1 protein-coding gene and 2 pseudogenes are annotated in these 2,477 nt (G+C 37.5%); all 3 read right to left on the bottom strand.

Annotation, left to right across the window (positions count from 1 at the left end; genetic code table 11):
- A pseudogene (locus L5M10_RS23590) lies at positions 1-140 on the bottom strand (IS4 family transposase); the annotation flags it as partial.
- A 38-nt stretch (positions 141-178) separates the two neighbouring features.
- Positions 179-1,831: a hypothetical protein gene (locus L5M10_RS23585; protein ID WP_263256072.1), complete on the bottom strand. Its 1,653-nt coding sequence runs from the start codon at positions 1,829-1,831 to the stop codon at positions 179-181.
- 411 nt (positions 1,832-2,242) lie between these two features.
- Positions 2,243-2,477 (bottom strand): annotated as a pseudogene (locus L5M10_RS23580) (IS4 family transposase); the annotation flags it as partial.

The following is a 2,477-nucleotide window of genomic DNA, read 5'->3' as shown; positions in this document are numbered from 1 at the left end:
TTTCGACCTAACTCAGTCAAGGTCAGTGTCTTACATTCAATCAGTGCCTTAGAGGCCAGCATCAAGCTGTTTAATCGTTTTAGGTGAAGTTCTGGGCAGTATTGGTGTAAAGAATGTTGTAGGATATTGGCTTCGCGCATCTTGTTGTCCAAGTGTAGTTTTTAGCGAAACCATTTGATCATGCAACAAGATGCGCTTCCACCCTAATTTGATGATTTATTTGTAAATCATCAGGGGATTCTTCAGCGTTAAGCATGGTTTCAACCCGTTTATTTAAGACCTCAATAAAGGCTGCTTGATCCGAAGTATTACTGTAATCGCTCAGTCCACGCTCCATGTCACCGACAACATAGCGCTGATAAGACAACAATCGCCAAATATGTTCTGCGTCAGCGACAAGACGAAAATGTCGACAAAAGAGGCACGCATTAAAATCGCCACATTGTGAATTTACTGTATCTGAACTTCTGTTAAGCCGCTGCTGCTGTTTTGCGAACGCTCGATATTCAGCATCATTTCCGTGTGATGCGCAAAGTCCTGATGGTGTTTTTTTTGTGTTGACGGGTATTTCTGTGACTATAATTATATCGTCAGATATTGGTCTTCCAGAGAAATAATCGGACATTATTTGAGTTGCTGAAGCGATGGTTTCTTCAGATTTGATACCATCATTACGCAAGTAAACCTCTAGAAATGTCTCCAAAGAATGCTGTCCAGCTTTTTCGTATTTTTTGAAATTTTTAGCATAGGTTTTATAAATATAATTAAGACCGCCTTTACGAATACGCTGAACACTAAAAGGTATTTTGCATTCGAATCGGCGAAGTACCTCATTTAACCAAGCACTGAATTTTATGTGAGTGAATCCAAGAATTTTATCATTATTATTACGATACAGAGACAGTCGATATTTTAGTTTGCTATTTTGGGGGAGTTTGTCGCGTAACTTTGACGATATTTTATCTCTAATGTACTCAAGATCTGTTAGTGCATTTGTAACCTCTATTCCGAATACTATGCCCTCTTTTTTTATGCTATCACTGCTCATTTTAAATTCATAAAATTGAGTTTTATAGTCGGCTCTCTTTTTAAAAAGTCTGACGAAGTGTGCTGTTTTACCTGTGATAGGTGCATCTAACTTTAAAATGTCATCAATATTAAGCATTAAAAGTGGTGCTAGATTCCAACCAGTTTTAATTAAAATTCTTCCTAATCGAAGTAGGAGTTCTTCCTTTTCGGATAGATGAGCATCCATCAACCCTAGCTCTATTGCATACGCAATAATTGCCACTTCCTCCTTATCATAGTAATCAGTTGTTTTTTTCCTTGATTCGTTAGTCTTTCTGCTTTTCCCTGACACGGAATATGAGTGGACATCAGTTATTTTATAATGTGAACAAAACAATCTAAAAGCTGATTGTATACCTCTTGCACTACCTAATGAAAGCTTTCCATTTTTGAATTTATCGGCGATTGCATATCGGATGCGCTTGATTATGTTGCAGCTGTTTTCTTCTAGGGCAGCTAGACCAAGCTCTGCAAGTAATAGATGATCATTGCTATTCAGCAGATCTAGATGGCTAGTAAAAATAGCTTTTATCATGCTTATTTTCGCAAATACAGTCTCTTTAGATTTTTTGTTTCCATCAATTCTTTTGAGCTCGTATTGAGCGTAATCATAAATAGATTTCGCTAGAGCAGGATATTTTTTTACTACTGGATCCAAAATAATAGAACGGTAATTATCATCACCGGAATCACAGTCAATAATTACAGCTAAATCAATTAGATCAGTAAGTTTATGGTTGCTGTCAAAAAAATGATTGTGCATGAAAAATATTTCACCAATACAGTCTCGTATTCTCTGATCCTCTACAACGTATATTGTTTTTATTAATGATTTATCATGGTCGAAAAATGCTGATATCCCTTCTTTTTTTAGGTATTCCAGGTTTTTAATTTTATCCTTATGATCGAAAATAGCGCTGCTTATTTTAGTTAGTCTCGTAATTGAGCTAACAGCAGCTTTTTGACCGTTTTTTTCGAAAACGTCTGTTATATATGAAACGCATTGTACAAACCATTTTGGAGATAGTTCATGAATCCAATGGGCCCCTTTGGATTCATTCCCTGCATTAAGCTTGTACTTTGATTTTCCAGCAAATTTTGCTTCAGTGCCATGTCGCTCAGGGTTATGAGCACTTCGTATTTTTTTTAATCTACTTTGGTCTGAAGGATCCCCTCATAAATCAGCCATAGCATAGCCATATTTGAGCAACTGATTGGCGAATAATACCCAGGCCGCCAGCAATTCTTTCTCCGTGATTTGATAATCAGGCCGCCTGAGTACCTCCAATCCCAAGCGAATCGTTGAGAGTACCGTTCGATGCCCAATGGTATTGGCCTGAAAATGCTTATCCCAGCCCTGTTGCTGTGCGTGTAAACCAACTAGCCACAACAGGCATTGAACCATCAAC

Origin of the sequence: Shewanella sp. SM32, assembly GCF_025654235.1 — a bacterium.
Taxonomy (GTDB): Bacteria; Pseudomonadota; Gammaproteobacteria; order Enterobacterales; family Shewanellaceae; genus Shewanella; species Shewanella oncorhynchi.
Note: the sequence above shows the minus strand (reverse complement) of the source record. Positions and strands in the feature narration are given on the sequence as shown.